The following is a 25,391-nucleotide window of genomic DNA, read 5'->3' on the forward strand; positions in this document are numbered from 1 at the left end:
TATTATACAAATCTTGCCAAGTCGCTAAACCCCAATTATAGGTAAACCTAGCTATACCCGCGTGTTTAGCCATTAATATTTCTTGGGTTTTATTTAACTTGAGTTTTGTTTTAATGGATAAAAGCATGAGATGCTCTCAACACTGTATTTCTTTATTGTCTAAGTTTGGCACATTTTGTTTAATTTTTTAGCTAATTCATGAGAGTTATACATCAAATACTGATGAGCTTTATCTAGTTCTGTATAGGTTTGTCTATGAAACTGTCAACTTAGGACAAGCTCATAGAACCACAACAACCGGAGGATTTACCGAAAATCATGCACTGGTTAAACTGGTACACTGCTATGTGTTTTAACCAAATGCTTAACCGTAGCGGACATTTTTGGGAAAAGCGTTATCACAGTACAGGTTTTGCGAATACTGACAAAAAACGCGCTTTAAATACTTTGCGTTATATTCATGCTAATCCTAAAGCGGCAGGTGTGCAACAAGGATTATTTTATGATTTTAGTAATTATGGTGTTCACGATAGGTTAGGTAATGATGGTATCACAACTTGGCATCCAGCTTTTTTATCGTTAGGACAAACTTTAGAAGAATGTGCTGCAAAATATCGCGGTTTCTGTAAAAAATATCGTCCCCAACCTAAACCGGAAAAACGCAACCGTTGGGGAAGTCGGTTGTTATCGGGGATGAAACCACAACGAAAAGGTAAGAAGTCTTCCCCAGGACAGTTAAAGCTGTTTTGGGATGAGTTAAATTTTGATAATGAGGAAATACAAGAAGTAGCAACAAGATTTGTTAAAGCTAATTGTTATAATGCAAATCCTAACTCGTCAAAATCAGGATAACCAGGATTTGAGGATTTTCAGGATGATAAAACTCGTATTAGTCTTTATTGTACTACAGGATTTTTCACCTTGTTTGGAAAAACCGAGTACCAGGTAACGAAAACCCAGAACCCGCAAGACTTCGTACCAAATCACCTGTTAACAAATCTTAATAATTTTTTGTAACCCTTAAATGTTACACTTTACAAGTCTCGACGCGAGAAAAGAAAGAGTTTATTTCATCAAACAACCAAGGTAAAGGTGTAATAGGTGTAATAAAAGGTGATTTGTGGTAGGTGATCCCTGGGAGGTGGCCTTCTGGTGCTTTTATATCAAAAGTAATATTGCTGTAGTACAACCATCTTCCTCCTTTTATCCATCCTACTTTGTCAAAGAACTTCTGCCAAATATCCCAGTTATATTCTCTCGTTCCCCCTAAACCTTGATAAATCCGTTTCTGTACAGAAAACCCAAATCTACCATTACTGTATTTTACCCATAATTGGTCAATGGTGCGAAGGTCTGCACAGGGAAAATTATCAGGAAAATTATAAATGTGTTCATCATCTAACCAACCTTCTTTTTCCCGTTTTGCAACTGCTAACATTACCCTTCTTGTTTCCTCATCCGCTTCTTTCCATTTTCCTCCTTTGAGGTAGTCACGCAGTTTGCTATAATCCATTCCTACATCTGATTTTAATTCTACCTCTCCTGGGTTTCCACTACTAACTAAACCCAAATTTTCTCGAAACTTTAAAACCGTCGCAGTGCGTCTTTCCGGTTCTATTTCCATCCCTGCTAAAATAGCATCATTTACCCTCTGACTAATACCAGAATTATAATGTTTAGGTGCAGGTAAAATTACAGGAGGTTCATCATATTTCCGGTTAAGTGCGGGTACAGGACTAACTTCTCCCTCTTTTTTCAGTCCATTAGCTGTTAATAAATAATATAAAGTAGCAGCTAAAGCATAAACATCTGTATGAGATCCAAAATTACCTTGACGACGATATTGTTCAATAGGTGCATAACCTTCTGTTAAAGAAGCTGTCATGCTTTTTGTAGCAATACTGCGAGTTAAACCAAAATCAATTAAAACTGCTTCTTGTTGATTTTGACGTAATAAAATATTTTGGGGTTTAATATCGCGGTGTAATTGTCCTTTATTGTGGATATACTCTAAAGATTGACCAATTTGATCTATATATAATAGTGCTTCACTTTCTGATAATTGTCCTTTGCTTTGCACATACTTAAATAAAGTCATTCCATCAATATATTCCATTACCACGCCAAAAAGTTGACCTTCTTGGATAACTTCATAAACCTTGACAATATGTTTATGCTCAAAACCTTTAATTGTCAATGCTTCGTTAATAAACTTAACCTGTTGTTCTGCAAAGTCTTCTTGCAATTGCATGGTAGAGTTAAGGGTTTTAATGGCGTATAATTTACCAGTGCTAGGTTCTAACGCTTTGTAGGTGATGCCAAAACCACCTTGTCCTAAAACGCTTTGAATGGTAAATCTACCGTTGTTTATTGGTTGTCCTGGTTGCCAAATTATCATACCCTTGATCCTGCTCTGTGATTAATTTATTATACGAAGATGAGGATATTATTCGTCAATAATAAAGACATATTAAGCTACTCCATAACCAGTATAAGGGCGTTTGTAAGGAGGTTGTAAACCAAAGACAATATCCTGAGATTTTGATGTGTTAGATAAAAGTCTTCTTTTTGTCTTCGGAGTGTAGCAAGTGCATTTAAAGATTCTGCACACATTGGATGATTTGGTTGTGCTATTCTCAAAATAATATTTGTGTCAATTAAATATGTCACTAAATTTCCTCATCTTCATAAATACCTGCTCGACTAGCAGCATAATCAATGTGTCAGTAATTTTTTGCAATTCTTGAGAATGGGATTGTTGCCATGTTTGTAGGATCATAATTTTTGATAATGTGATTTTTCGCAGATTTTATTTTAGCACAATCTTGTAGGGTTATGGGGCAACCACGAAGTAGTTTACCTCTATATTAAATGTTTTTACCCGTAATTGATAAACCTTCCACAATTAAAGAAGGTGTATAGCAAGAACCATTCCAATCTGCATCTGCTCCTAAATGGGTTACTTGTTTGAGAGCATGATAAACATTACCTGCTACCATTGTATCTTTGACCCTACCAATAATCTGGCCATTTTGCACACGATATCCTAAATCAATGTTGATGGAAAAATCACCGGATAACCCACTACTTCCACCTAACATTTGATCAATTATTAAACCATCATCCAATTGATGAATTAAGTTTTGTAATGATAAATTACCCGGTTGAATGAGAAAGTTAAATAAACCAGGGGAAGGATAACCACTTAAACCAGGGCGAAATCCGTTACCTGTACTACTGAGATTTAATTCTCTGCTAGTGGTGCGATCGCTATAAAAATGCTTCAAAACGCCCTGATCAATAAATACTAATGACTGTGTAGGTTCACCTTCATCATCAAAGGGACAACTATAGGGACCTGCTTCCGGATCTTGATACAATGTCAACAGGGGGGAAATTACTAGTGTATTTTGTCGTTCTACCCAAGGTGAGGATTTTTCTAAGATGTGTTTACCATTTAAAGCTGACTGTACTGTTCCCCATAACATATCAGCAGCTTTAGCTGTAAATAATACTGGAAAACGACCTTGAGGCGTGGGTACATTTTCTTTAGCCCAATGTAATCTTTGTAAAATTTGATTAGCTAATTTATGAGGATCTAGTTGAGAACGTTGAGTTTGTCCATCAGAAACACTCAAGAAGTCATCACCACGTATCCATTCAGCAGACATATAACAGCTAAGAGTAGTGTCACTATAATATGAATCTAAACCTTGACTATTAATAATTCTTGTGTTTTCCACATCACATTCCCAATCACTATGACAGAGAACATCGGAGTAAATATCACGAACGAGAGCGATCGCTTCTTTACCCCAATCTATTAGTGTTTCTACTGAAACAGATCGACCCAAGTTAGGATAAGATATACCAGCATGACTAGATAACTCTACGGTTTCTGGCTGATTTAATTGACTTAAAGCTAAAGCCTTATCTACCATACTTTGCGGTGTGACATCACCATAGGCTACAGTAAGTCCAGGTTTATTATTATACCAAATTCGGAGGGCTATGCCTTCAGCTTGACTTGTTTCTAAAGTTTTTAGACGATTAGCTTCAAACAAAACTGGACGAGACAGCGATTGAGATTGATATACCTCTGCTGCTTCTGCACCGGACTTGAGAGCAAGTTCTAGCAGTGTTTCTGCGAGTATATTTTGTGACAAATTTCCAGAAGTCATAAAAAAAGGAGATCAAAGAGTCAGGAGTCAGTATTGGTAAAGCATGAGCTTATTAGTGTAAATTTAAGCTACAGATTTTACTAACCTACCCGCTTGGAACTTTTAGCATCGCGTAAGTGATAGTTCCAGGCTAATAAGCTGATGTGCAGCACTCACTGTATAACTAAAAAACCTAAAATTACTGTAGTGCAAGCATCTTGCTTGCATCTATTATCAAAATTAAAAGCACAACAGCTTAACTAAAGTAAACTAAAGTAAACTAAAGTAAACTAAATAACGTAAAAAAGTTTTCTGGTTCTTTAGTCATCTTTATATGACTTTTGCTATTAGACTGGGAATTAATTCCCAGTCGGGCTGAGGGTTATACTGCTAAACCTGTACAGGGAGTTGGGAGTTAGAATTTCCCCTAAATCTACATTATTTAGCTGATAGGTGACGAATAGATGATAAATTTATAACATAAGTGAGCGAGATACTCGCACTACTGATAATTAGCTCAAGGCTGATAGCTAGTAGCTTATTACAAACTTATCTCTTGTAGCAACCAGAAACCAGCAAAAGTTTGTGATTGCGGATCTGATTGTACACCAATAAAATGTACTCCTTTCGCTTCTTGTTTAGCTATATCAAAACCCTTAGCTTGTAACAACAGTTCAGAGCTACGAATATTAGCAACTATCCAGCTTTCTGTTGCACCGGTTTCTAGGATTAATCTGTCTCCCTGGGTAGTATCAAACCGCAAATAAGCTAGTTCTAAACCAGACATCCAACCAGCGATGGGTAAAGCTCTAGGGGAAAAGATCAAAATTCCAGGAATTTTAGTTTCTGGAGCTAATTTTACCAAATCTAGGGGAAAAGCCTCGCCAAAACCAATTTCCCATTCTGGCATTTCCGCTAAGTCTGCTACTGTTAATGTGACAAATGCCCATTGTTTCCCTTCTAAAGCATCTGGTAAGCGTTGTGGTAAGGGACGATCTAATCTTACAGAAGCACTACTTCCTCCTTGATATCCTTGTTCTTGAGGATATACTTCTTCCATTCGTTGTTTTATCCATTGATTGAGAACTAAAGTTTTACGGCTAGGTAAGGCAGGAATACCCACACCTTCGCAGGCTTTAGTAATCATGTTATTCATTTGTCGGCGGAAGAAGCGTATTTTAATTGGTGGTGATCCGGATTGAGAGATCGCTTCTTGTAATGCAGTGCGTAACCAACCAGAATTTACCTCTGTACTCGGGCAATATTTAGCATAGCGAAATAAGGTATCTGTTTTAGTAGTTGTGTCCACAGGACTTTCACAGACTAACACTTCCCATACTTTTTTTTGATTTTCGTCCAAAATTGGACGGGAGTAAAAATCCAGTTCCCAAATACTGCCCATGTTTTAGTTATCATAATCTGTAATTCTTTGATATTTTACAGCAGAAGTTTGTGCTAGTCACCAGAAGATGAAGTTGTAAAATGACGCTAGTACTCATTTATTTTTATTTATATATATATAAATTGACACATTCAAATCCTCAACTTTTTGAAAAGTGCAGGGATCTTGTTGTTCATGTTATCAATAAGCGATCGCTATTTTCGTAGATTAACCACTAGATATAACTGTTACATTTTATCAACTTAGCTTGTCAAGTTAATATGCTATTTAGATATTATCTGGACTTACGCAACTGGCACATTGGTAGGGTGCGGTTCGACGAGATCACCAACCACCTCAGACAGTATAAATCATGTAAATAACCAAATTGTTGATATCTGACGCACCCCACAACAGATTTTTTATTGTGACACTTGCGTAAGTCCTCATTATAACTAAATAAGAATTGTAGTTTATTTAACTTAAACTATTGCTTAAATTTATTTTTACCTTGACCTATTTTTTACCTTTTCATGACAGTTACCACTCACTAATTACTAAGTCATCTGCTAATAAAGTCTGTGCTGCTTCTAACATATAGGTAGAAATATCTTTCAAATCATCTCGATTGTCTAAATAGGTTTTTAATGCTTCCATAGGATCAATACTATTACTAGCATTTAATTCAGGAATACGAGGTTTAGCTAATTGACTGACTAATTCTGGTTGAATAGTATAACTATGAGCAGCATTTAAAGCACTATGTAAACTAGCATTATGAATTAAATCCAACTGTTCTGAACGTAATTTGTAAATTAGTCTCACTACTACATCTTGAATATTATATCGAGCGATCGCCTCAATCAAAGCAGTTTGGGGATCTTCCTGTTTAGATAAATCTACTTCAATGGTTTTAAATACCCGCGCAGGTACAGGACAAAATTCCCATTGTGCTTTACCTTTTTCCAACTCTACCATCACATAACCCTTTTCTTCTTTCTCCTCAGAAAAATCTACCCTTTCAATACTTCCAGGATAAATTACCGGAGGATCATTAGACTTATTCAAATTCTGATGTTTATGAACATGGCCTAAAGCTACATAATCAAAACAAGGTCTGGTTAATAAAGATACTGGTAAAGTAAAACCTTTTCCCACTGCTAATAATCTTTCTGCTCCTAAAGTGGCATGATCAGCCATTAAATGTGCTAATAATATGGTAGGAATTTCAGGATCAAGACGACGAATTTCTCCTTCTAACACAACATTTAATCTATCAGTTAATAAATTATTCACTTCTGATAAAGATAACCCATGAGTTTCTTGACGAGTCATCAAAGTAGAGCGAGTTAACCAAGGAAGAGTAATAACTTGAAGATCACCATTTTTAGTAGTAATACGATGAGTAGTTAAAGTATCTCCTACCACAAAACCTGGAACTCCTAAAGTGCGATAAATATTTAAACTAGCACCTCCCAAACCATGAGAATGTAGATCATGATTTCCTACTAATAAAACTGTGGGAATATCTGCATCTACCAGTCGTCTAAATTGATTTGCAAATGCTTCTTGAACATAGGGCGCTGGGGTAGCATTAGGGAAAGCATCTCCACCAAAAACTACTAAGTCTACAGGTTCATTTAATGCTCTATCAATACATAAAGATAGGGTTTGGACAAAATCTTCTAATCTGGTATTTTGTCCTGTTACAGGGTTAATACGTCCGTGAGAGAAACCACTACCAATGTGTATATCTGAAAGATGGAGAATTTTAATCATAATATTAAGCAGTTAGGAGAAATAATTTTGATCATACACTTTGTATTTGATGGTTCTCTTGTAAATAATGCCATTTTTAAATTAGTAATTCTTCTATTAAACCCGTATTTTCAGTATTTTTATTAATCAGTTCTTTTAATTTTAAATTAAGCAATATTTTTAATTGATCTTGTTTTTCCGTAGATAAAGATGCAAATTTCTGAGCGTTTTCTGGGCTAGTATCAATAGTGATTTGATGTTTCAACATAGTTTTTTTCTAATTTGAGAAACAACCATATTTTAATTATATCATAAGTTGACAATTGACAATTGACAATTGATAATTCTTTTATTTACCAATCACCAATCACCAATCACCAATCATCAAATCAATTAAATGTGAATACCACACTCAGTTTTACCCGTACCTCTCCAACGGCCAGCGCGTTCATCTTCACCTTCACCTACCCTAGTTGTGATAGGTTCATCACCAATACTAGGATAACCTTGATCGTGTAAAGGATTATAAATTACTTTGTGTTCGGCTACATACGCCCAACTTTGTTTGCGTGTCCAAGCTGCTAAAGGATTAATCTTTAATCTGCTTTTACCATCTAATTCAAATATAGGCATATTTGCACGAGTTACAGCTTGATCCCTACGACGACCAGTAATCCAAGCAACGGTGTTTAGTTCATCTAAACCGCGTTGTAAAGGTTCAATCTTGGTGATTTCATGGAATTTAAGGATATCAGTATCCCAAAGTGCTTCACCAAATTTAGCAGCAAAGGCTTCTCTTGTGTCTACATCGAGATTTTTATAGGTTCTTAAATCAAGCCCGTATATTTCTACAACTTTACCCACTAATTCTAAAGTTTCTTTAAAGTGATAAAGAGTGTCTAAAAAAATGACTGGAGTGCGTGTACCCAGGGTTTTATAAAGAATGTCAGTTAAAATGATATCATCCACATTAAAAGCACTGGTTTGTACTAGTCCTGTGGGAATATTTTGTACAGACCAGGTGATAATTTCTGTAGGAGATGCACTTTCAAACTGCTCATTTAGTTGGTCTAGGTTAAATGTGGTAGATGGTACTGTGGTCATAATATTGTTCTACGCTAGGTTTTTTACTTTACAGGACTTACGCAACTGGGACATTAGTAAGGTGCCTCAGACAGTATAAATCATATAAATACACAGATTTTTGATATCTGACGCACCCTACATCAGTGCAAATCATGTAAATATACAGATTTTTGATATCTGACGCACCCTACATCAGATTTTTGGTGTGACACTTGGGTAAGTTCTACTTTAGATAAATTTTATCTGATTAATGTACACATCACATCTAAAATCTTGATCTGCTATCAATCAAGTTTCTTAATTAATGCGATGATCACACCCTCTAGTAAAATCATTAATTATCTATTATCTTGGGATTTATCATTATGTTGCAAATACTCAAGCAATTATTTAGCTATCAAAGTTATCAAAAATACTTTACCCGCTTGATTTTACCAGTGTTGGTAATGGTATTGTCTACTGCTGTATTTATTCTTCCGGCTCATGCTACTGGTGTTTATGAAATTCCTAGTTTAAGTCCAGATACATGGATTTTAGATCAAGGTGAGGTGGTCAGTCGTGCTAATGAGGGTGAAATTAATGGTGTTTTAAGAACTTTGTCCAAAAAGACTGGCAATAATGTCAGAATTGTTACTATCCGTCGTTTTGATTACGGTGAAACTCCTTTAAGTTTTGCCCAGGGTTTATTTACTCAGTGGTTTACAGATCAGGAACAGCAAAATCATGAAACTTTATTGTTGATTGATACCCTTACCAATGGTGCAGCTATTGTTAGCGGTAATGCTGTGAAGCCTTTATTAACTGATGCTATTGCTAATAGTGTAGTTAACGAAACTTTGGGTGTGGCTTTACGTGATGGGAATAAGTATAATCAGGCTTTTTTGGATGTGAGCGATCGCCTATCTGCAGTACTTTCTGGAGAGGCTGATCCTGGTCCGCCTAAAGTAGTGGATAATGTCCAGGTAGAAGGTACTTTTACCAAGGCTGAAGATACTGATCAGGGTAATGCTACTGCTTGGGTAATAGGTTTGTTAATTGCTGCTACAGTCATTCCTATGGCTACTTATTATATTTACCAGATTAATCAGCCTTCTAGTGGTCAATAGCTATCAGCTTAAAATCAAAAAATTGACTACTGACTACTGACTACTGACAGCTAACTCCAGTCAAACTAAAAGCGCGAACATCAGTAATTTTTACCTTGACAAGTTGCCCTTTTAGTGAATTGATGTCTCCTGTAAAAAATGTCAGACGGTTTCCTCTGGTTCTTCCCATGACTTGAGTAGGATCTTTAGGATTTTGATCTTCTACTAATACTTCCTCTATTCTGCCAAAATAACGCTGCGATCGCTCACTTGCTTTTATTGCTACTAAGTGATTTAATCTTTGTAGGCGATCGCTTTTTACTTCTTCGCTTAACTGATTATCCCATAAAGCCGCTGGAGTATTAGGACGAGGAGAATAAGCTGCCGTATTCAACATATCAAAACCGATATCTTCCGTTAGTTTTAAAGTATTAACAAACTGTTCCTCCGTTTCTCCTGGAAAACCCACAATTGCATCTGCACTAATAGACGCATCCGGCATATATTCCCTAATTGTCTCAATTATGCGACGGTACTTTTCTTGATTATAACCCCGCGCCATTTCCTTTAATATCTGATTATCTCCCGACTGAAAGGGAATATGAAAATGTTCACATATTTTAGGTAATTCTGCACAGGCTTTAATCAATCTCTCTGTAAAATAGCGAGGATGACTAGTAGCAAATCTAATTCTTTCAATTCCTGGTACATCATGAATATAATAAAGCAAATCTGTTAAAGTATGTTTATGACGACCTTCAGGAGTTGAACCAGGTAAATCTCGACCATAGGCATCTATGTTTTGACCTAAAAGCGTAATCTCCTTGTAACCTTGTTTACCTAAACTTTCAATTTCTGCACGGATAGCTTCAGGAGTGCGTGACTGTTCCACACCGCGTACATTAGGAACTACACAATAAGTACAGCGTTCATTGCAACCATAAATCACATTTACCCAAGCAGTAATTTTACTATCTCGACGGGGTTGGGTAATATCTTCAAAAATGTGAACTTCTTCCGTTGCAACAATTTGATTACCTGCAAATACCGACTCCAATAAATCTTGAAGACGGTTAGCGTGTTGTGGTCCCATAACTAAATCTAGTTCAGGAACACGACGCAATAAAGCCTCTCCTTCTTGTTGGGCGACACAACCAGCAACTATTAAGGTTAAATCAGGTTGTTCGTGTTTACGTTTAGCTTGTCTGCCTAAATAGGAATATACTTTTTGTTCAGCATTGTCTCTGATAGTGCAGGTATTATAAAGGATAACATTAGCTTGATGAGGATCATCTGACCAGACAAAGCCCATATTTTCTAATATACCAGCCATGCGTTCAGAGTCAGCTTTATTCATTTGGCATCCGAAAGTTGTAATATGATAGCTGCGGTTCGTAGTCATGGGGAATTACGCTTAATTAGTAACGAATAATTTCACTATTTTATAACATTTATAACAAGTTGATCAGAATATAGACATCTGATGATAATTAAATGTGCAATGTCTGATAATGGAATTGTAGCTGGAGATAACCATACATCCTGATGTAGAAATGGAATATTCTCCTAAACTAAAGTTATAGCCTAATCGAAAATCATAAATTAAAATGAGTAATTCCCGTGTTTTGTGTCTTGGTGAAATCTTGTTCGATTGTTTAGCTGATCAATTGGGGCTAAAATTAGATGAAGTGCAATCATGGACTGCTTATCCCGGAGGTGCACCAGCAAATGTGGCCTGTGCTTTAGTGAAGTTAGGAACTTCTGCGGGTTTTATTGGTGCTGTGGGAGAAGATACGGCAGGAAATACTTTAGTACAATTATTGCAGGATGTGGGTGTGGATACAACAGGGGTGCAACGTCATTCTACCGCACCAACGAGACAAGTTTATGTAGTGCGAGATTTGGCTGGCGATCGCTCTTTTGCAGGTTTTGGTAAATATCAAACTTCAGAATTTGCGGATACTCGTTTAGAATGGACAAAAATACCCCAGTCTCTATTTAATGATGCTGACTTTCTGGTTATGGGAACTTTGGAACTGGCCTATCCTGACAGCGAAAAAGCAGTTTATCGCGCTTTAGAGTTAGCAGAACAATATAATCTAAAAATCATTCTCGATGTGAATTGGCGGCCTGTTTTTTGGGAGGATGAAAATACAGCCAAGTCAAAAATACAAGCATTATTAAATAGATTTGATTTTCTAAAACTTACCAAAGAGGAAGCAATATGGCTATTTGATACTACAGATCCAGGCGCAATTACCTACAGTCTCAATTCTTTAGAGGGCGTATTAGTCACAGATGGAGAAAATGGTTGTAGTTATTGTTTAGGCGAAAATGAAGGAAAATTACCTGCCTTTTCCATGTCTGTAGTTGATACCACAGGCGCAGGAGATAGCTTTCTAGCCGGGTTTATCCATCAGTTGGGCAAATTTGGCATTAATAGCCTTAAAGACCCGAAAATTGCTAAAAATATGGTGATCTATGCTAGTGCGGTAGGTGCGTTGACAACTATTAAACCAGGGGCGATTACTTCTCAACCTAATGCAATGGAAGTAGAAGCATTTTTAGCTTCACAAACATAATTAATTATAATGTGATGCAGGCATCTTGCCTGCTGTGTTACAGCCCACATTCCGCACCCTGGGGTGTCACATGGTATTATCACTTAATTTTCTCTTGATTTTTGGATATAAATTATGCCTTGCTGTCCTCCTACCTCCGTTAATTTTTTGAGAATTTGTATACAATACAACCTCATGTTATCATAAAAAACGGTAAAAACCGATTGTGACAGTTGAGGGTGCGGAAGATAGGTTAAATGTTATTTAAGGGAGGTTGGTTATTCTACTGAGGAAAGATTGGTGATGTTGAATAAGCAACAGGTTGTAGATGAGTTGAGGCAGTTTTTAAGTGAATTGATGGATATGGCTGTTAATTTGGGTTATATTAGTTTGGAGGATAAAAAGGAGTTTATTAAACCTGCTCTTAAAGCGATCACTCCTCTTAGTTGTAGGGTGCGTCAGACAGTATAAATCATGTAAATAACCAAATTGTTGATATCTGACGCACCCTACCAATGTGCCAGTTGTGTAAGTCCTGGTTATACAGCACATTCCATCTACATGAGGTACACTATGAACACAGCAAGATGCCTGTGTTACAAGGGTTTTATCATTAATATCTGTACCTCACAATAACGGAAACTGCTGTATATAACGTCTCTATAGCTACTCACAAAGTAATTTACACAGCTACCAAGGTTTTGTTCTCTACTTGAGATTCAGTCTTAGGTAGTTGGGATTCTACTGCTGTACCTTTGAAGAAATCAGGATTCGCTTGGGTGTAGAATTTATAGGGGTTGCCGAATACATAGGCTTTGAAATCATCTTCAGAAATCACGCCTTCTCTCACCAAATCCCAGCTTTCAGCTAAAGGTGCGGTGAGATCGGGTACATCCCAGTGTCCAACATCGGAGGAGTAAATAGCGTTCAGCTTGACTCCCAATGGGTTGGCTTTGTCGTTGAATGCCGCTCCAATGGTACGATCATCAGACTCAGAACCAAAGAAGAAGCTGTTGACCCAAGCGTCGCGGATATCTTCAATAGTCTTAATCCCTGCTGCACCAAAATCTTCTAGTTCACTACCAATTGGTGAACGGCTGTGACGGTTAAAGGAAGATCCCAATACACTCTTGGTCAATTCTTCTTTGCTGAGGGAATGTCCTTGAGTAATATCACCACCATACTTTTCAAACAACTCAAACAACTCATCGGGGTTGGCTAAATCTGGGTTATAGTTTTGCAATCCTTCTAAACTCCGTTTGGAGAAACGATCCACTAAATGAATGTAGACGTGAGCACCCCAATCTGCACCACCTTCTAGCATACCGACACGCAATTGTGGGAAGCGTCTAGTTACACCACCGAAGAACAAGGCTTTGGCAAATGCTTGTGAACCATCAGCAAAGTGACCGATATGGTTGTTCATGTAGTTACTAATGGAGGAACGTCCAGTCCATCCTTGACTACCATAATGGGTGGTGAGAGGTACACCTAATTCGACAGCTTTAGCCCAGAAGGGATCGTAGTCGTATTCACTATCTAGACCGAAAAAGTCAATGTAAGAGGCATATTTGCCAATTTCTGGGAATTGATCGGCTGGATATTTATCAGCGATCGCCCTAATGGGACGTTTCACACCACCAGGAATATTTGCCACTTTTAGCCCCAGTGTTTTTACTGCAAACTCTAACTCCTCGATTGCTTCTTGGGGAGTAGTCATGGGGATACCAGCTACCACAGTCAGGCGATCGCTATATTTGCGGTAAATATCAGCATGATAGTGATTAATTGCTCGTTGCAATAATTGACGATTCTCCTTACTTGCACCAGCCGCAGCTAAGGCATTATTGGGGAATAATACCGAATAATCTGATCCTTGCTCCGCTTGACGTTCATACAGTAATGCAGGGAGAGTGTAGGTAGCCAAATCTAAGGTATTACGAGTAACTCTAGCCCACCAAGGCGATCTTAATGTGCGGTTATATTGACGTTCTTCTGGAGTTTGTTCATACCAGTCCTTACCTTCACTTTTCGTATTCAGACGGGAAGATTCAGCTTTACGTAATTCATCTACCAGTTTCACACCGCCATAGTGAGCAATATAATCCTCCAGTGCAGGAGTAAAATCATTAGTGTGAACATCAGTATCAATGACAGGATAATCCAGATTGGCTCTAACTGCGGCTGAGGGAGAGCTTTTCAATTTGCTATATTTAGTCATATTTTCCTTAGAAAAGTTGCAAGACAATTTAGATGTTCGACTTCTCAAGTAATTGCAGAATCTAAAAGTTATGAATTTTCAAGAAATCGGGGATCTGTGGGAGATTGTGCTGTTGATTTTGACTTGAGTTTTAAACGTGAGATTGAAGATTCTCGTCTTTTGGACAAGCCTAACTTTCCGATAGTTTGAAACCCCGGTAGGCTTTTAACGTCTGTGCTGACGATCTCTTGTAGGGTGCGTCAGATGCGATAAATTCGTTATTGTGAACAAATTTCCGACTGACGCACCATACTTTTTTATTTATGCCGACACCAATGTTTTTTCCTGTTGTTTAACCGCAAAACGATTTACCGGACGACGCAAACCAAGATTTTCACGCAACGTACTACCTTCGTATTCAGTACGGAATAGTCCACGTTTTTGCAAAACAGGAACAACTAAATTTACAAACTCATCCAACCCTGTAGGCAGAATAGGAGGCATAATATTGAAACCATCAGCCGCACCATTGATAAACCATTCTTCTAATTGATCAGCAATAGTTTCAGCAGTACCCAAAATAGTACGATGACCCCGCGCAGTCGCCAAAGATAGATACAATTGACCTAAGGTAAGACCACCGCGAGTAGCTAAGTCCGTCACCAGTTTCAAGCGACTCTTATTATTGTTAGTGTCACTGGGTAATTCTGGTGCTAAATCATCAAAAGAGAATTGTGATAAATCCACACCTTTGTAATAATTTTTGAGGATTCCCCAAGCTACATCAGGATGAATTAAAGATTGCAAAAACTCATATTTTTCCTGAGCTTCTTCTTCAGTACGTCCTATAATCGGAAAAGCACCAGGCATAATTTTGAGATCATCGGGAGAACGTCCGTATTTTGCCAACCGCCCTTTGACATCTGCGTAGAATTGTTGGGCATCAGCTAAGGTTTGATTAGCTGTAAATATTACCTCAGCAGTACGGGCAGCTAAATCTCTACCTGCTTCAGAAGCACCAGCTTGTACAATTACTGGATAACCTTGGGGAGGACGACCTACATTTAAAGGACCTCTCACAGAAAAATATTTGCCTTTATGGTTCAGTGTGTGCAGTTTGTTAGTATCAAAATAAACACCAGATTCTCTATCACGAATAAAGGCATCATCTTCCCAACTATCCCACAATCCTTGTACCACTTCCACAAATTCTTGAGCCCGTTCATAACGTTGACCGTGGTCTGGATGATGCTCTAGTCCAAAATTAGCTGCCGCATTTTCATTTCCTGTGGTGACAACATTCCACCCTGCCCTCCCCTTACTCAAATGATCCAAGGAAGCAAACTTCCGTGCCAATGTGTAGGGATCTTCATAAGTAGTGGAAGCAGTGGCAATAAAGCCGATGTTTGTAGTCACAGAGGATAACGCAGAAAACAGAGTCACAGGCTCAAAATGGGCAATTTTACCATTGCGACTTTGAGTTTCTGGCGAACCCCCCCAAATTCCTGGACTATCCGCTAGAAAAACCGCATCAAATAACCCCCGTTCAGCAGTTTGAGTAATCTCTTTATAATGCTCAAAATTCAGACCTGCATCTATTTGTGTACGAGGGTGTCGCCAAGCAGAAACATGATGTCCAGTGGCTTGAATAAATGCACCCAAACGAAACTTACGCTTTTGACCCATATATCTTCTCTTCCTTTCTTCCTTCGTGTCCTTCGTGGTTCATTTAATTCCGTCTTCTGAGGAGAAAAAAGTAATAAATGTAATAAATTTTTGTGTAATGGCAATTATTTAAACTGTTGCTAATACCTTTTGAAATTGATTAACCGGACGAGATAAACCCAGATTTTCCCGGAGAGTTGTACCTTCATACTCAGTGCGGAATAAGCCCCGACGTTGTAATTCAGGAATTACTAAATCAACAAAATCATCCAGTCCACCGGGAAGATAAGGAGGCATAATGTTAAAGCCATCAGCAGCATCATTAACAAACCAGCTTTCCAATTGATTAGCAATTTGTACTGGTGTACCAATAATTGTCCAGTGACCACGCGCTCCCGCAATCCATTGATAAAGTTCTCTAATGGTAAAATTGTGTCTGCGTGCAATATCAATTAATAATGCTTGGCGACTTTTGTTATCATTGGTTTCTGGTAAATCTGGCAATGGTTCATCAAGGGCATAGGCAGAAAGATCCGTACCTATCAGTCCTTGCAATAGAGCTAAACCCACTTGAGGATGTATTAAATCTTGTAATTCCTGATATTTGGCTTTTGCATCTGCTTCTGTGATACCTACTACTGGAAATACTCCGGGCATAACTTTAAGTTGATCTGGTGTACGTCCATATTTTGTTAATCTACCTTTAACATCTGCATAGAAGGCTTGAGCATCTTCTAAAGTTTGTTGGGCAGTAAATATAACTTCAGCAGTTCTACCAGCCAGTTCTTTACCATCTTCAGAAGAACCTGCTTGCACAATTACAGGATAACCTTGGGGCGGACGGGCAATGTTCAACGGGCCACGTACAGAAAAAAATCTGCCTTTATGGTTAAGTTGATGTATTTTGTTGGGGTCGTAGTAAAAAGCTGTTTCCTTATCACGAACAAAAGCATCATCTTCCCAACTATCCCACAAACCTTTGACTACATCAATAAATTCATGGGCGCGAATATAGCGTTCTGCATGAATAGGATGGTTTTCCAAACCGAAATTACCCGCTGCTTCACTACTACCAGTAGTAACTACGTTCCACCCTGCTCTTCCTCCAGAAATATGATCTAAGGAAGCAAATTTACGCGCCAAAATATACGGATCTTCATAAGTCGTAGAAGCAGTGGCGATAAAACCAATACGCTCTGTTACCGCAGATAAGCCTGAAAATAGGGTGACAGGTTCAAAGTCGCCTCCAAAGGCTGTACGCCCTTCTGCACCAGCACGATGTTGTAAGGCTAAACCGTCAGCAAGAAAAAATGCGTCAAATTTACCACGCTCGGCTGTTTGGGCTATCTGTTTATAATGTTCAAAGTTCAGAGCACCATTTGTTTTCGCTAGAGGATGTCTCCACGCTGCTACGTGCTGGCCTGCTCCGGGTAAAAATGCACCAAGTCTTAATTGTTTTTTTTCGTTGCCCATGTCCAACTCCGAGTAATATTTCTCACTAAATAAATACGATGCTCTGATATAGCAGTTGTTAGATATGTCACACTAACTGCCGCCTATTTAGTTGTTGATAAATGATTGATCAAGCTGATTTAACTCCTTATCCACTATAGATATCCTTTTAGCTGGTGGGTTGTTAATTAAACTACTGTTTACCGATTGATTTATCGTAGATTAATATCATAGTCTCATATCTTTTCTAAAAAAGCAAGTACCTCTTCATAAAAATACATGATTAACTAAATTTATTAAATTCTAATTGTTAGTTTTTCTAAGTATTTACGTATTTAAAAGATTAATAATATTATTTTTGTTAAGTTTTTAACACTAAGTTGCTTAATAAATACTGAATTATACCCCTTGACTTTGGGAAAATTTATGAGATACTAATATTTAGGTATTCTAATTATTTGTAAAAGGAAGTGTCTGCCCAACGTGATGAAACTAACGGGAAAAATAGACTCCTTGGTAACATCTACACAAGTTCCCAAATCAGTAATACTGCAAACCTTGGAACTAACACGATGTTTTGATAAATTTACAGCCGTTGATAACTTAAATATTTCCGTTACATCGGGAGAGGTTTTTGGTTTACTAGGTCCTAATGGAGCAGGTAAAAGTACGGTAATTAAAATGTTAACTACTTTGCTACCACCCACAAGTGGTAGAGCATATTTAGCCGGTTATGATATCACTCGTCAACCGGATGCAGTGAGAAGAGTCATAGGTTATGTACCCCAAGCTTTGTCAGCAGATGGTACTTTAACAGGGTATGAAAATCTTTTAATATTCGCTAAATTATATGATATCCCTTTTAGACGCAGAAAAAAGCAAATTGTACAAGTGTTGGAATTTATGGGTTTAGCAGAAGTGGCACATCGCTTAGTCAGAAATTATTCTGGTGGCATGATTCGTAAATTAGAGATCGCTCAAGCTATTTTACATCAACCACAAATATTATTTCTCGATGAGCCAACAGTAGGTTTAGATCCGGTGGCTAGAACTCAAGTATGGCAATTAGTGGAAGAATTGCGGGTGAACTTTGGTACAACTATCTTTTTAACTACCCATTTTCTAGAGGAAGCTGATAGTTTATGTCACAGAGTGGTGATTATGAATCAAGGTAAAGAGATTATCACTGGTTCACCGTCAGAATTAAAAGATGCTATCGGTAAACCAGATGCTACGTTAGATGATGTATTTATTCACTATGCAGGAAATCAATTAGTATCAGGAGTGAGTTATCATGAAACAGCCAGAACTAGACGCACTTCCCAACGCTTGGGTTGAACCAGGATATCATCACCCTCAAAGTCCTCAAGGTATTTTTGCCGCTATTACAAACCTATTTACTAAAACTCTGGTAGTTAGTGAGTTAGAGCTCAGAAAACTCCGCCATGATCCTAGTGATTTGTTGATCAGGGCAGTACAACCGGCTTTATGGTTATTGATATTTGGGCAAGTATTTACTCGGACTCGTGCTATTCCTACAGGTAATATACCTTACTTGGATTTTATGACTCCTGGTATTTTGGCTCAAAGTGCTTTATTTGTGGCCATTTTTTCTGGAGGAATGACGTTAATTTGGGAACGTGATCTAGGTATTGTACATAAATTTCTGGCTGCACCTATACCTCGCGCTGCTATTGTTTTAGGTAAAAGCATTGCTTCTGGTGTGCGTTGTTTTTCCCAAGTGGTGTTTATTTACCTTTTAGCTTTGTTGTTGGGTGTACACTTAAATCACAATCCTTTTGCTTTTGTACAAGTAGTTTTAGTTGTGTTCTTAGGTGCTGGTTGTTTTTGCACTTTTTCCTTAATTATTGGCTGTTTGGTAAAATCGCGGGAAAGGTTTACAGGAATTGGGCAATTAATCACCATGCCCTTGTTTTTTGCCAGTAATGCGATTTATCCTATTTCCCTGATGCCGAGTTGGTTAAAGCTGATTTCTCACCTGAATCCTTTAACTTATGAAGTGGATGCTTTACGGGGTGCGATGCTGGCCAATGGTTTAAGTATTTATGGATTTTGGTTAGATTGTATAATTCTCTTGCTAACATTAATAGGCTTAACCTTCATCTGTGGACGACTTTATCCACGGGTGGCAATGTAATCTGGAGAAAAACAGTCTTATGAGTTTGGATAAACCCTCTGAAAAATGTGCTGCTAGGGTAATGGAAACAGTTCCTTTATTAATGCGGTTTATCCGGACTGAAATGCGAACTCACAGTGCTGATTCTTTATCTATACCACAATTGCGATCGCTCGCATTTCTTAATCGCAATCCTGGTGCCTCTTTATCTGAGGTAGCAGAACATTTAGGAGTCACCTGTGCTACAGCATCCACAACTATAGAAAGATTAGTGCAACGTCATCTGGTGCAACGTACTGATAACCCGCAAGAACGGCGGCGAATAGTGTTAAATCTGACAAAAGAAGGAAAGACTTTGTTAGAACAGTCTCAGGAAAAAACTCGCGCTGAAATTGCGGAAATTATAGAGAGTTTAACACCAGAACAAGTATCAAAAATTGAAGAAGGGTTGAGTCTACTAAAAAATGTCTTCGAACAAACAGAAACAAATCCCCCCTAATATTCCTAATACTAACGCTGCACACGATCCCTTTGCAGCTATGAGATTTCGAGACTATCGGTTATTTACTATTGGGCGTGTTCTCTTATTTACAGGAGGACAAATGCAGACGGTGGCCATTGGTTGGGAACTTTATGAACGTACCCATTCCCCTTTGGCATTAGGTGGAGTGGGGTTAGCGCAAGTGACACCAATGATCTTACTCACATTAATAGCAGGTCATGTGGCTGACAAGTATAACCGTAAACGCACTACTTTACTAGCAATTTTTCTCCTAACGGTTTGTTCATTGGCTTTAGCGGTGATTTCCTATACTAAAGGAGCAGTTTTTCTAGTTTATACCTGTTTAATGTTAATGGGCGTGGCCAGGGCTTTTCTCAAACCTGCTAGTGATGCTTTAATGTTTCAGTTAATACCGACTAATCTTTTTTCTAATGCGGCCACTTGGGTAAGTAGTAGTTTTCAATTAGCATCGGTAATCGGTCCGAGTTTCGGAGGATTAAGTATTGCCTTTTTTAGAAATGCTACAGAAGTATATATATTAGCAGCGATCGCTTCACTATTATGTTTAGCCTCCGTAGCTGCTATTAAACCTCAACCAAATAATTTTAGTAAAGAACCAGTATCTTTAAAATCCCTAGCTGCGGGTGCTGAATTTGTCTGGAATAATCAATTAATTCTCGCAGCTATTACTCTCGATTTATTTGCAGTTTTATTTGGTGGTGCTGTGGCGCTATTACCTGTCTTTGCTAAGGATATTCTACACGCTGGTCCTGTGGAATTAGGTTATTTACAAGCTGCACCATCTATAGGTGCATTAATTATGTCAGCACTATTGGTATATTTACCTCCTATTCGCAAAGCGGGACAAGCCTTATTATGGTCTGTAGCTGGGTTTGGTATTGTGACAATTATCTTTGGGTTATCCCGTTGGGTATGGTTATCCTTGTTAATGTTGGCATTAAGTGGTGCGTTAGATAGCATTAGTGTGGTAATTCGTCATACTTTAGTGCAAATTAAAACTCCTAATCATTTGCGAGGAAGAGTTGCTGCTATAAATGGTGTATTTATCAGTGCTTCTAATGAATTAGGAGGTTTTGAATCTGGTTTAACAGCAGCTTTATTTGGACCTGTGTTGTCTGTAGTTGGTGGTGGTATTGGGACTATTTTGGTAGTAGTAGCAACGGCATTAATTTGGCCGCAGATGAGGAAGTTAGGGGCATTACATGAGGAGTTATAGTCATTATTTTGTCAGAATCAGCATACCCAGGATTTGAGGATTTACAGGATTATTATTTGATGGTTAATGGCTGTTGTTTCTCTATTTATTCTGAAAGCTAACTTCATGAGTATTTACCTTTGTCCATGCCAATTGTCAATAACTAACAACTCATCAAAAAATTACATCCTGTACATCCTGATTCTGACAAAAGCAAAAAATATCCTCTATATGATATATGATCTTTTTAAAGTAAAATACGGTAATTCGATTGAGATACTGTAGTTTTGTAATCAATTAACTGGAATAATGCTGACTAAATTCTCCCCATTTCGACTATTAGAAGTTGGAATTACCTTCGTAAAAAAATATCAAAAGCAGAACATTCGCACTTTTTCCTTACTATTTACAATAGGACTGAGTTTAACTTTATTTACATCTGCTTGTTCTCCTAATATAAGTGAAAATTCTGGAACAACTCCCACAGCACAAATAACTAAAACCACTAATTCCAATCAAACTCCTAAAGTAACAAATAGCAGTACCGTAGTTCGCATTGGCTACCAAAAAGCTGCAACTGTTCTTTATGCATTAAAAGCAAAAGGGGAATTAGAAAAAGCGTTACAATCCTCTGGTACTTCTGTAACATGGACTGAATTTCCCGCAGGTCCGCCCATGTTGGAAGCCTTAAATGCAGGAAGTATTGACTTTGGTTACACAGGAGAAGCACCTCCTATATTTGCTCAAGCGGCACGTACACCATTTGTTTATGTTGCTTATGACCCTTATGGACCTAAAGCGGAAGCAATTCTTGTCCATAAGGACTCATCAATTAAAAATGTAGCTGATCTCAAAGGTAAAAAAGTGGCTTTTGCGAAAGGAGCAAATGTTAATTATTTGGTAGTCAAAGCACTGGAAAAAGCCGGATTAAAATACACTGATATTAAGCCAACTTTCCTAGCACCTGCTGATGGACGTGCTGCTTTTGAAGGGAAAAATGTTGATGCTTGGGCGGTTTGGGATCCTTATTTAGCTGCTGCTGAAAAAGCCACAGGCGCACGTACTCTTACAGATGCCACTGGACTAGCTCCCAATCGAGGTTATTACTTGGCAGCTAAATCCTTTGCAGACAATAATCCAGCGGCCTTAAAGACAGTTTTGGCTGGGGTAACCAAAGTCAGTGATTGGGCACAGAAGAATCCTCCTCAAGTAGCAAAGTTACTTTCTCCTGTATTGGGTATAGATGCGGCTGTTTTAGAAGCAGCAGAAAAGCGTCGTGAGTATGGTGTATTACCACTAACAGAGGAAATAATTACCAAACAACAAGAAATTGCTGATACTTTCTACAAAATAAAATTGATTCCTAAACAAATCAAGGTTAAAGAGATAGTTTGGCAAGGAAACAAATAGTTTGGTGATTGGTAATTGGTAATGTAGAAATTACTAATTATCAATTATCTTCGTTTTTAAATCTGTTTTTAATCTCTCTCCATCTCTGCGCTTGTGCATGAGAAAAAACACATTTCAAAGCTACCTTTAAAAGATATATGGTAACAAAAATCAATACACAGTGGCTAAAAACTGATGTTTTAGTAATTGGTGGTGGTACGGCGGGGACAATGGCGGGAATTAAAGCTAAACAAGCTAATCCCGATGCTGAGGTGTTAATTTTAGAGAAAGCGAATATTCGCCGTAGTGGGGCGATCGCCATGGGAATGGATGGAGTAAATACAGCCGTAATTCCTGGACATTCCTCCCCAGAACAATATACCCGCGAAGTCACAATTGCTAACGATGGCATTCTTCATCAAAAAGCAGTTTATCAAACCGCAAAACTTGGCTATGAAACCATCCAAGAATTAGAACATTGGGGTGTTAAATTCCAAAAAGATCCCCAAGGAAATTACGATGTTAAACAAGTGCATCGAGTAGGAAAATATGTCCTACCCATGCCAGAAGGGAAAGACCTAAAAACTATTCTTGCCCGTCAAGTCAAACGCCATCAAGTGAAAGTCACAAACCGCGTTATGGCAACTAGAGTATTAGTAAAAAATGGTAGAGCCATTGGTGCTGTTGGGTTTGATGTGCGTGGTGGTGATTTTGTAGTTATTCAAGCCAAAGCCGTGATACTTTGTACAGGTGCTTGTGGACGTTTGGGTTTACCTGCATCTGGCTATCTTTATGGAACTTATGAAAACCCCACAAATGCCGGAGATGGTTATTCAATGGCTTATCATGCAGGAGCAGAATTAAGCAATATTGAATGCTTCCAAATCAACCCATTAATTAAAGATTATAACGGTCCTGCTTGTGCCTATGTTGCAGGTCCCTATGGAGCATATACCGCCAATTCTGAAGGAAACCGCTTCATTAATTGTGATTATTGGAGTGGACAAATGATGCTAGAGATTTGGAAAGAATTAAACTCTGGTAAAGGACCTATTCAAATGAAAATGACTCATTTGGATGAGGATACAATTTCTGAAATAGAATCTGTTTTATGGGCAAATGAACGACCCAGTAGAGAACGTTTTCATCAAGGTAGAGGTGAAAATTACCGCACTCATGGCGTAGAAATGAACATCTCAGAAATTGGATTATGTAGTGGACATAGTGCTTCTGGTGTGTGGGTAAATGAAAAAGCAGAAACCACAGTAACTGGACTCTATGCAGCCGGAGATATGGCCAGTGTTCCTCATAATTATATGATTGGTGCATTTGTGTTTGGTCGTTTAGCAGGAGAAAATGCGATAGATTATATTGAAAATTTAGAACATTTAGAACCTGATACTGATTTTTTAGAGGCTGAAAAAGCGAGAATTTATGCGCCATTAAATCAGCCAAATGGTATTCCCCATACCCAAGTCGAATATAAATTACGCCGACTGGTAAATGATTATTTACAACCTCCAAAATCCGGGAATAAAATGGAAATTGGACTAAATAATTTTCTTCGCTATCATGAAGTATTAGACCAAATGGGAGCGCGTGATCCTCATGAATTGATGCGGTCTATGGAAGTACATTTTATTCGTGATTGTGCAGAAATGGCAGCCAGAGCATCTTTGTATCGTCGAGAAAGTCGTTGGGGTTTATATCATTATCGTTTGGATTTTCCAGATAAAAATGATGAAGAGTGGTTTTGTCATGTGAATTTGAAAAAGAATGAAGTAGGAGAAATGGTTTTATTTAAGCGTCAGATTGAGCCTTATGTTGTAGAGGTGGATTTACATAAAGAAGTATATGATGTCGCTGCTAGATGAGTAGAAAGCTGTTAATGGTGAGTCTTGAACCTACCTTCGGCACCCCCGGTGTCACAATCGGTTTCTTAGGATTTTTGAATACATTTGAGGATAATTTTCATACAACATAGTCTAAATCTTAGGTGGCGATAGCGAAGCACTGCTGCAAGCAGTTCGCCAATTCTCAATCTCTCTCGGCTGTGATTTTTGAGCATTCCGCAAAGTGTGGTCAAATATTATTACCTGACTTGCACCTGTCACCGCTTTCAATAACTGCTCCGCTTCAGGATAATAGACATTTCGCACTTCCTCTTCATCATAAAAGTTACCGACTTTTGTATGATGCTCAATCAAAGCAAAGCCTTCTCTATCCACAGGCAGATGTTGTACAATCGAGTAAGCATTGCGTATTAGCATAATTTATGACTCATATACTCCATTCTGCCTGGGAATACCATCTGGTGGTTCGTAAGTATAGTTCACGAGCTTTTCTGCCATTGGCAGTAGGTAATTGAGATTAGCCTCAATGTATGGCAGTTGATCAACAGTCAACCTGTCTAAAACTTGAGCATTTAGACTCATAAATTACATCCTCAGTAAACTAACAATTGCACGAGTGAGTATCTACATTATTAAAATACATATTATCGGTCAAGTTATCGTACTTAATTTATTATACAAAGTTTTTGTCAGAGTAATCCTGCCTTAAAAAAATATGTATAACTAATTATTAGATAACCTAATCAATGATTTTTTCAATTTATGGGGTAATTCAACAAAATAAATTTATGTCATAATAAATACAAAATATTCAAAATAATAATCAATATAGTTGTAAAAATATTTTGCATTTTATTGTCTAACAATCTTTTTTAGCCACATCAAAGTATTTAGCCTCAGTATAAATAAAGGTTAATTAAATTACATTAAATATAATTTTTAAGCA

General features: G+C 37.9%; 23 protein-coding genes. 10 read left to right on the forward strand and 13 right to left on the reverse strand.

What is annotated here, in order from left to right:
• On the reverse strand, positions 1-127 hold a 127-nt coding region (locus tag H6F32_RS20960; RefSeq protein ID WP_190370356.1), incomplete at its 3' end, for a helix-turn-helix domain-containing protein.
• Positions 128-282: 155 nt separating this feature from the next.
• On the opposite strand from H6F32_RS20960, the gene H6F32_RS16290 reads away from it, so the two are divergent.
• Positions 283-852 (forward strand): transposase, encoded by a 570-nt coding sequence (locus tag H6F32_RS16290; RefSeq protein WP_313926658.1) that lies wholly within the window; start codon positions 283-285, stop codon positions 850-852.
• A gap of 175 nt (positions 853-1,027) precedes the next feature.
• Here H6F32_RS16290 and H6F32_RS16295 read toward each other — a convergent pair whose 3' ends face one another.
• The 6 genes from H6F32_RS16295 to cysH form a co-directional block, all read right to left on the reverse strand.
• On the reverse strand, positions 1,028-2,398 hold the full coding sequence (locus tag H6F32_RS16295) for a serine/threonine-protein kinase (protein WP_190370358.1): 1,371 nt from the start codon (positions 2,396-2,398) through the stop codon (positions 1,028-1,030).
• 469 nt (positions 2,399-2,867) lie between these two features.
• The gene (locus H6F32_RS16300; protein WP_190370359.1) at positions 2,868-4,181 is read right to left on the reverse strand and encodes a TldD/PmbA family protein; all 1,314 of its coding nucleotides are present in this window, start codon (positions 4,179-4,181) and stop codon (positions 2,868-2,870) included.
• A gap of 520 nt (positions 4,182-4,701) precedes the next feature.
• On the reverse strand, positions 4,702-5,562 hold the full coding sequence (locus tag H6F32_RS16305; protein WP_190370360.1) for a Tab2/Atab2 family RNA-binding protein: 861 nt from the start codon (positions 5,560-5,562) through the stop codon (positions 4,702-4,704).
• A 519-nt stretch (positions 5,563-6,081) separates the two neighbouring features.
• A complete protein-coding gene (gene sbcD / locus H6F32_RS16310; RefSeq protein ID WP_190370361.1) occupies positions 6,082-7,320 on the reverse strand; it encodes an exonuclease subunit SbcD in 1,239 nt (412 codons plus the stop codon).
• Between the two features lie 76 nt (positions 7,321-7,396).
• On the reverse strand, positions 7,397-7,567 hold the full coding sequence (locus H6F32_RS16315; RefSeq protein WP_190370362.1) for a hypothetical protein: 171 nt from the start codon (positions 7,565-7,567) through the stop codon (positions 7,397-7,399).
• 125 nt (positions 7,568-7,692) lie between these two features.
• On the reverse strand, positions 7,693-8,403 hold the full coding sequence (cysH, locus tag H6F32_RS16320) for a phosphoadenosine phosphosulfate reductase (RefSeq protein WP_190370363.1): 711 nt from the start codon (positions 8,401-8,403) through the stop codon (positions 7,693-7,695).
• 347 nt (positions 8,404-8,750) lie between these two features.
• Here cysH and psb32 point away from each other — a divergent pair, with 347 nt between their 5' ends.
• Positions 8,751-9,491: a photosystem II repair protein Psb32 gene (gene psb32 / locus H6F32_RS16325; protein WP_190370364.1), complete on the forward strand. Its 741-nt coding sequence runs from the start codon at positions 8,751-8,753 to the stop codon at positions 9,489-9,491.
• A gap of 40 nt (positions 9,492-9,531) precedes the next feature.
• Here the strand turns inward: psb32 and miaB are convergent, their stop codons facing one another.
• A complete protein-coding gene (gene miaB, locus H6F32_RS16330; protein ID WP_190370365.1) occupies positions 9,532-10,872 on the reverse strand; it encodes a tRNA (N6-isopentenyl adenosine(37)-C2)-methylthiotransferase MiaB in 1,341 nt (446 codons plus the stop codon).
• A gap of 205 nt (positions 10,873-11,077) precedes the next feature.
• Here miaB and H6F32_RS16335 point away from each other — a divergent pair, with 205 nt between their 5' ends.
• Together H6F32_RS16335 and H6F32_RS16340 are read left to right on the forward strand one after the other, a co-directional pair.
• Positions 11,078-12,052, forward strand: a complete 975-nt coding sequence (locus tag H6F32_RS16335; RefSeq protein ID WP_190370366.1) for a carbohydrate kinase — start codon at positions 11,078-11,080, stop codon at positions 12,050-12,052.
• Positions 12,053-12,334: 282 nt separating this feature from the next.
• Positions 12,335-12,502 (forward strand): hypothetical protein, encoded by a 168-nt coding sequence (locus H6F32_RS16340; protein WP_190370367.1) that lies wholly within the window; start codon positions 12,335-12,337, stop codon positions 12,500-12,502.
• A 211-nt stretch (positions 12,503-12,713) separates the two neighbouring features.
• On the opposite strand, the gene H6F32_RS16345 is transcribed toward H6F32_RS16340, so the two are convergent.
• The 3 genes from H6F32_RS16345 to H6F32_RS16355 form a co-directional block, all read right to left on the reverse strand.
• On the reverse strand, positions 12,714-14,252 hold the full coding sequence (locus H6F32_RS16345; protein WP_190370368.1) for an amidohydrolase family protein: 1,539 nt from the start codon (positions 14,250-14,252) through the stop codon (positions 12,714-12,716).
• Between the two features lie 300 nt (positions 14,253-14,552).
• Positions 14,553-15,917 (reverse strand): LLM class flavin-dependent oxidoreductase, encoded by a 1,365-nt coding sequence (locus tag H6F32_RS16350; protein WP_190370369.1) that lies wholly within the window; start codon positions 15,915-15,917, stop codon positions 14,553-14,555.
• A 108-nt stretch (positions 15,918-16,025) separates the two neighbouring features.
• Entirely contained in the window at positions 16,026-17,369 is a 1,344-nt protein-coding gene (locus tag H6F32_RS16355; protein ID WP_190370370.1) for an LLM class flavin-dependent oxidoreductase, read from the reverse strand.
• 462 nt (positions 17,370-17,831) lie between these two features.
• Here H6F32_RS16355 and H6F32_RS16360 point away from each other — a divergent pair, with 462 nt between their 5' ends.
• From H6F32_RS16360 to H6F32_RS16385, 6 genes are all read left to right on the forward strand, one after another.
• Complete coding sequence (locus H6F32_RS16360; RefSeq protein ID WP_395939625.1) at positions 17,832-18,686, forward strand: ATP-binding cassette domain-containing protein; 855 nt, start codon at positions 17,832-17,834, stop codon at positions 18,684-18,686.
• On the forward strand, positions 18,643-19,506 hold the full coding sequence (locus tag H6F32_RS16365) for an ABC transporter permease (RefSeq protein WP_190370371.1): 864 nt from the start codon (positions 18,643-18,645) through the stop codon (positions 19,504-19,506). The genes H6F32_RS16360 and H6F32_RS16365 overlap by 44 nt, the downstream gene beginning before the upstream one ends.
• Before the next feature lie 19 nt (positions 19,507-19,525).
• The gene (locus H6F32_RS16370) at positions 19,526-19,984 is read left to right on the forward strand and encodes a MarR family winged helix-turn-helix transcriptional regulator (RefSeq protein WP_190370372.1); all 459 of its coding nucleotides are present in this window, start codon (positions 19,526-19,528) and stop codon (positions 19,982-19,984) included.
• The gene (locus H6F32_RS16375) at positions 19,950-21,224 is read left to right on the forward strand and encodes an MFS transporter (protein ID WP_190370373.1); all 1,275 of its coding nucleotides are present in this window, start codon (positions 19,950-19,952) and stop codon (positions 21,222-21,224) included. Before H6F32_RS16370 ends, H6F32_RS16375 begins: the two co-directional genes overlap by 35 nt.
• Before the next feature lie 288 nt (positions 21,225-21,512).
• Positions 21,513-22,613 carry a sulfonate ABC transporter substrate-binding protein gene (locus tag H6F32_RS16380; protein ID WP_190370374.1) on the forward strand — a complete coding sequence of 367 codons (1,101 nt, stop codon included), beginning with the start codon at positions 21,513-21,515 and terminating at the stop codon, positions 22,611-22,613.
• 137 nt (positions 22,614-22,750) lie between these two features.
• Complete coding sequence (locus H6F32_RS16385; protein WP_190370375.1) at positions 22,751-24,466, forward strand: fumarate reductase/succinate dehydrogenase flavoprotein subunit; 1,716 nt, start codon at positions 22,751-22,753, stop codon at positions 24,464-24,466.
• 111 nt (positions 24,467-24,577) lie between these two features.
• Here the strand turns inward: H6F32_RS16385 and H6F32_RS16390 are convergent, their stop codons facing one another.
• On the reverse strand, positions 24,578-24,862 hold the full coding sequence (locus tag H6F32_RS16390) for a hypothetical protein (RefSeq protein ID WP_190370376.1): 285 nt from the start codon (positions 24,860-24,862) through the stop codon (positions 24,578-24,580).
• A 3-nt stretch (positions 24,863-24,865) separates the two neighbouring features.
• Positions 24,866-25,027 (reverse strand): hypothetical protein, encoded by a 162-nt coding sequence (locus tag H6F32_RS16395; protein WP_190370377.1) that lies wholly within the window; start codon positions 25,025-25,027, stop codon positions 24,866-24,868.
• Positions 25,028-25,391 lie beyond the last annotated feature (364 nt).

The sequence above is a fragment of the Anabaena sp. FACHB-1237 genome (genome assembly GCF_014696225.1).
In the GTDB taxonomy this organism is placed as follows: domain Bacteria; phylum Cyanobacteriota; class Cyanobacteriia; order Cyanobacteriales; family Nostocaceae; genus FACHB-1237.

Coding starts and splice junctions, on each gene's coding strand:
- H6F32_RS16380 (WP_190370374.1), top strand. CDS start 21,513: ATGCTGACTAAATTCTCCCCATTTCGACTATTAGAAGTTGGAATTACC.
- H6F32_RS16295 (WP_190370358.1), bottom strand. CDS start 2,398: ATGATAATTTGGCAACCAGGACAACCAATAAACAACGGTAGATTTACC.
- psb32 (WP_190370364.1), top strand. CDS start 8,751: ATGTTGCAAATACTCAAGCAATTATTTAGCTATCAAAGTTATCAAAAA.
- H6F32_RS16390 (WP_190370376.1), bottom strand. CDS start 24,862: ATGCTAATACGCAATGCTTACTCGATTGTACAACATCTGCCTGTGGAT.
- H6F32_RS16300 (WP_190370359.1), bottom strand. CDS start 4,181: ATGACTTCTGGAAATTTGTCACAAAATATACTCGCAGAAACACTGCTA.
- H6F32_RS16335 (WP_190370366.1), top strand. CDS start 11,078: ATGAGTAATTCCCGTGTTTTGTGTCTTGGTGAAATCTTGTTCGATTGT.
- miaB (WP_190370365.1), bottom strand. CDS start 10,872: ATGACTACGAACCGCAGCTATCATATTACAACTTTCGGATGCCAAATG.
- cysH (WP_190370363.1), bottom strand. CDS start 8,403: ATGACCACAGTACCATCTACCACATTTAACCTAGACCAACTAAATGAG.
- H6F32_RS16395 (WP_190370377.1), bottom strand. CDS start 25,027: ATGAGTCTAAATGCTCAAGTTTTAGACAGGTTGACTGTTGATCAACTG.
- H6F32_RS16375 (WP_190370373.1), top strand. CDS start 19,950: ATGTCTTCGAACAAACAGAAACAAATCCCCCCTAATATTCCTAATACT.
- H6F32_RS16350 (WP_190370369.1), bottom strand. CDS start 15,917: ATGGGTCAAAAGCGTAAGTTTCGTTTGGGTGCATTTATTCAAGCCACT.
- H6F32_RS16315 (WP_190370362.1), bottom strand. CDS start 7,567: ATGTTGAAACATCAAATCACTATTGATACTAGCCCAGAAAACGCTCAG.
- H6F32_RS16345 (WP_190370368.1), bottom strand. CDS start 14,252: ATGACTAAATATAGCAAATTGAAAAGCTCTCCCTCAGCCGCAGTTAGA.
- H6F32_RS16340 (WP_190370367.1), top strand. CDS start 12,335: ATGTTGAATAAGCAACAGGTTGTAGATGAGTTGAGGCAGTTTTTAAGT.
- sbcD (WP_190370361.1), bottom strand. CDS start 7,320: ATGATTAAAATTCTCCATCTTTCAGATATACACATTGGTAGTGGTTTC.
- H6F32_RS16370 (WP_190370372.1), top strand. CDS start 19,526: ATGAGTTTGGATAAACCCTCTGAAAAATGTGCTGCTAGGGTAATGGAA.
- H6F32_RS16385 (WP_190370375.1), top strand. CDS start 22,751: ATGGTAACAAAAATCAATACACAGTGGCTAAAAACTGATGTTTTAGTA.
- H6F32_RS16305 (WP_190370360.1), bottom strand. CDS start 5,562: ATGGGCAGTATTTGGGAACTGGATTTTTACTCCCGTCCAATTTTGGAC.
- H6F32_RS16365 (WP_190370371.1), top strand. CDS start 18,643: ATGAAACAGCCAGAACTAGACGCACTTCCCAACGCTTGGGTTGAACCA.
- H6F32_RS16355 (WP_190370370.1), bottom strand. CDS start 17,369: ATGGGCAACGAAAAAAAACAATTAAGACTTGGTGCATTTTTACCCGGA.